Annotated in this window: 3 protein-coding genes and 1 pseudogene; 2 read left to right on the top strand and 2 right to left on the bottom strand. The window is 74.7% G+C overall.

Annotated elements, in window-relative coordinates; genetic code table 11:
* Window positions 1–62: 62 nt before the first annotated feature.
* A complete protein-coding gene (locus ABZ641_RS28970) occupies window positions 63–989 on the bottom strand; it encodes an ABC transporter substrate-binding protein (protein WP_359986453.1) in 927 nt (308 codons plus the stop codon).
* 289 nt (window positions 990–1,278) lie between these two features.
* Between ABZ641_RS28970 and ABZ641_RS28965 the strand changes: the two genes are divergently transcribed.
* Both ABZ641_RS28965 and ABZ641_RS28960 read left to right on the top strand, forming a co-directional pair.
* Entirely contained in the window at window positions 1,279–1,770 is a 492-nt protein-coding gene (locus tag ABZ641_RS28965; RefSeq protein WP_359986450.1) for a DUF1877 family protein, read from the top strand.
* 232 nt (window positions 1,771–2,002) lie between these two features.
* Window positions 2,003–3,370 (top strand): histidine-type phosphatase, encoded by a 1,368-nt coding sequence (locus tag ABZ641_RS28960; protein ID WP_359986447.1) that lies wholly within the window; start codon window positions 2,003–2,005, stop codon window positions 3,368–3,370.
* A 78-nt stretch (window positions 3,371–3,448) separates the two neighbouring features.
* On the opposite strand, the pseudogene ABZ641_RS28955 reads toward ABZ641_RS28960, so the two are convergent.
* Window positions 3,449–3,778, bottom strand: a pseudogene (locus ABZ641_RS28955) (saccharopine dehydrogenase); the annotation flags it as partial.

Below are 3,778 nucleotides of genomic sequence, written 5' to 3'. Positions count from 1 at the left end.
CCGGATTCGCGCCCAAGCCCTGACCGGGGAGGCCTCCGGCGCCCCCGCACCGCGGCGGGTGCTCAGCGGCCGCCGTTCACCACCGCACTGGAGACCGCACCGGTGTGCAGGTTCCACCGCTCCAGGATCCGGTCGTACTCGCCGTTGCGGATCAGCCGGTCCAGCGCCTTCGCGACGGCCGTGCGCAGCTCGGGGTCCGCCTTGTTCACCGTGATCGCGTACGGGCTGGACTGGATGTGGTCGCCCGTCAGCTGGAACCGGCCGCCGCGCACCGCCGAGGTGTTGAACTGGGCCACCGGGTAGTCGTTGAGGTCCGCCACCGCCGTCCCGTCCGCGACCTCCGCCAGCGCCAGCTCGTCGTTGGCCAGCTGGTGCACGTCCAGCTTCTTGTCGTACCGGCTGCAGGCGCCCGCCTGGCGGATCGCGATCTCCGCCTGCACGGTGCCCTTCTGCACCGCGACGGCGTGCCCGCACAGGCTGTCCAGGCCGTTGATCCGCTCCGGATTGCCGGCCTTCACCAGGATCGAGGTGCTGGTGAAGAAGTAGTCCACGAAGTCGACGCCCGGCCCGGAGGTGCGGCCCCCGTCGTCGATGCCGTTCTGCCGGTCGGTGGTGTCGATCACCGCGGACATCGCCAGGTCGACGTCCTCGGACTGCACGGCCGGGATCAGCCGGTCGAAGGGCATGTCGACGAACTCGATCCGCAGCCCGAGCAGCTTGCCGATCGCCGCGGCCAGGTCCGGGTCGAGGCCGGCCGGCCGGCCGTCGGCCTCCTTGTAGTCCACCGGGGCGTAGTTGAGGTACGAGCCGATCCGCAGCACACCGGCCTTGCGGACCGCCTTCGGCACCCGGTCGCGCAGGTCGGACGAGCCGTCCGCGGCCGGCGAGACCGCACTCGCGCAGCCGGACAGCAGCAGGCCGGCCGCACCGGCGGCCGCGAGGGTGCGCCCGGGCACGCGGGCGCGCCGGGGCAGGGGTGAGTGGTGCATGGTGAGGGAGCTTCCTGAGGGAGGGAAGAACGGAGGAAGACTGATGGCACTCACGCCGCCGAGGCCGCAGGGTTACGCGGCGCGGACCTGGTCCCGTCACCGGAGGCCGCCGCAGGATGGGCAGGCGGCCTGGTCGACCGAGGTACGCCACCGGGGGCGGACCGCCCATCCTTCCACCCCGGACGCCACCGCGGCCCCCGGGGTCCCTACCCGGCGGTAGGCCGCGCGCCGCTGTCGGAGGCCCGCGCTAACGTCCCCGACCGACGCCGATGCCGAACGGGGAGGACCGATGGGCTGCCGAGGAGTGCACTTCGCCCTGACCGCCGAGCAGGCCGAACGGCTGCTCGCCGCCGGGGACGACCGGGCGGTGCTCGCGGAGGTCGCCGGGATCGAGGAGGCCTGGGACACCGACCACCTCGCCGAGACCGACAAGGCGTGGGACGCCATCCACCGCTGCCTCGCCGACGGCACGCTGTCGTACGACGGCGGCGACCACCCGCTCTCGCACGCCGTCCTCGGCGGCCTGCCGCTGTACGACGGGGACGACCACGTCGTCGTCCTCACCACCCCGCAGGAGGTCGCCGACGTCGCCGCCGCCCTCGCCGGGATCGACGAGTCCTGGCTGCGCGAGCGCTTCTTCGCGCTCGACCCGGAGGACTACGACGGCGCCCGCGACGAGGAGGACTTCGGCTACACCCGGTACTGGTTCGGCGAACTGCGCGCCTTCTTCGCGCGCGCCGCCGCCGACGGGCGGGGCGCGGTGTTCACCGTCAGCCAGTGATCGGAGCAGTGGCCGGACTGGCGACCGGCCCCGCCGGGCCCGGCAGGACCGCAGCACACCGCTCGCTGGCGCGCCGGCGGGAGGCGGGTCACGGTGGGGGGAGGACGGGCGGCCGGCGTTCACCCGGTGATCATCCGGGTCATGCCGGGCGGTGGGGCGGAGTTCCGGCCCGGGTGTGAGGGGGGCGGAGGTTCTCGGTCGACGGACCGGTACCCCGGTCGAAGGGTCTGTTGTGAAGCGCACCGCCTGGTTCACCGCCGCCACCGCCACCTCGCCGGCCGCCGCCGGGGTGCTGACCGGGGGCACCGCCTCCGCGCACGACCGGTCGGGCGGCCCGCGGGCCGAGCGGGACTCCTACGGGACCAGGGCGCCGTACCTCCCGCAGGGACGGCCGGGCCACTACCAGCCGGTGCCGAAGGGCTACACCGCGGTGTTCACCGAGAACGTCGCCCGGCACGGCTCCCGGGCCATGACCGACGGCGAGGACGGCGACACGGTGCTCGCGGTGCTCGCCGAGGCCCGGGAGAGCGGCGGCCTGACCGACCTCGGCCGCAGGCTCACCCCGCAGGTCCGGTCGTTGCTGGCCGCCGCCGCCGGGATCGGCTACGGCAACCTGTCCGGCCTCGGCGTCCAGGAGCACCGGCAGACCGCCCTGCGGCTGGAGCAGCGGCTGCCCGGACTCTTCGACACCATCGCCGCCACCGGTGAGCCGATCGTGGTGGAGACCTCCGGAGTGGCCCGCGCGACCGCCAGCGCCGACGCCTTCACCGCGGGCCTGACGGCCGGCCGGCCCGCACTGGCCGACGTGATCGGCGCACCCGTCACCGACAAGGACCTGCTCTACTTCCACAAGCAGCCGCAGAACGCCGACTACCGGACGTACCTGGCGAAGGACCAGGACCTCGCCGCCGTGCTCGCGGCCGTCGACGGCATGCCGCGCACCGCCGGGGCCGCCCGGCACACCGTCGGCCGCCTCTTCCACGCCGACTTCGCCGCCACGCTGACCGCCGACCGGCAGATCGCCTTCGCCCGCTCGCTGTACGCGCTGTACAGCGCCGCGCCGGACCTCGCCGTGGAGGCGCCGGACGTCGACCTGAACCCCTTCCTGGCCGACCGCGACGCCCAGTGGTTCGGATACCTCGACGACGCCGAGGAGTTCTACCAGAAGGGCCCCGCCTTCAGCGGCCGCACCGTCACCCACCGGATGGCGGGCGTCCTGCTCGCCGACCTGTTCGCCCGGGCCGAGGCCCGGGCCGCCGGCACCAGCCGCAACGGTGCGGTGCTGCGCTTCACCCACGCCGAGGAGATCGAGCCGCTCGCCGTCCTGCTCGGCCTGCCCGGCAGCACCGTGCCCGCCGAGGCCGGCGAACCCTACAGCTACCGGAACAACCCCTGGCGGGGTGCCGAGGTCTCGCCGATGGCCGCCAACATCCAGTGGGACCTGTACGCGGGCACCACGGCCGGGGGCGCACCGAGCCACCTCGTCCGGATGTTCTACAACGAGAAGGAGACCGCCTTCCCGGCGCCCTGCACGCCGGTCGCCCCGGGCAGTCACTTCTACGAGCTCGGCGAGCTGGAGCGCTGTTTCGGGCGCGCCTGACGGACGGATCCGCCGCCCCGCCCCGCCCCGCCCCGCTCCAGCCCCGCTCCGTCCCGTCGGGGCGGGCCGTGCGGTCGCTCAGCGGCCCGGGGCGGCCGTCGGCGGCGCGTCCAGCACCCGGAAGGAGATGCCCGCCGCGACCAGCCGGTCGATCAGCGGCCGGCCCATCGCCACCGCCGTGGTCAGCTGCCCCGCCACCGGAGGCAGGTCGTCGTACGCCAGGCAGAGCGCCGACTCGGCGAGCATCTTCGCCGTCTCCTGGTAGCCCGGGTCGCCGCCCGACACCTCGGTGAAGACCGTCCGGCCGCCCTCCGCGCGCGCCACGAACCGGACGGCGAACCAGGACCGCGCCCGCTGCTCCGCGCTCGGCCCCTCGCCCGGGCTGCGCAGCCGACCCAGCGCCCGGCG

Source organism: Kitasatospora sp. NPDC007106 (assembly GCF_040634455.1).
GTDB classification, from domain to species: domain Bacteria; phylum Actinomycetota; class Actinomycetes; order Streptomycetales; family Streptomycetaceae; genus Kitasatospora; species Kitasatospora arboriphila.
Note: the sequence above shows the minus strand (reverse complement) of the source record. Positions and strands in the feature narration are given on the sequence as shown.

What these genes read in the sequence shown, in the direction of transcription:
- ABZ641_RS28970 (WP_359986453.1), bottom strand. Translation starts at nt 989, where the DNA reads ATGCACCACTCACCCCTGCCCCGGCGCGCCCGCGTGCCCGGGCGCACC.
- ABZ641_RS28965 (WP_359986450.1), top strand. Translation starts at nt 1,279, where the DNA reads ATGGGCTGCCGAGGAGTGCACTTCGCCCTGACCGCCGAGCAGGCCGAA.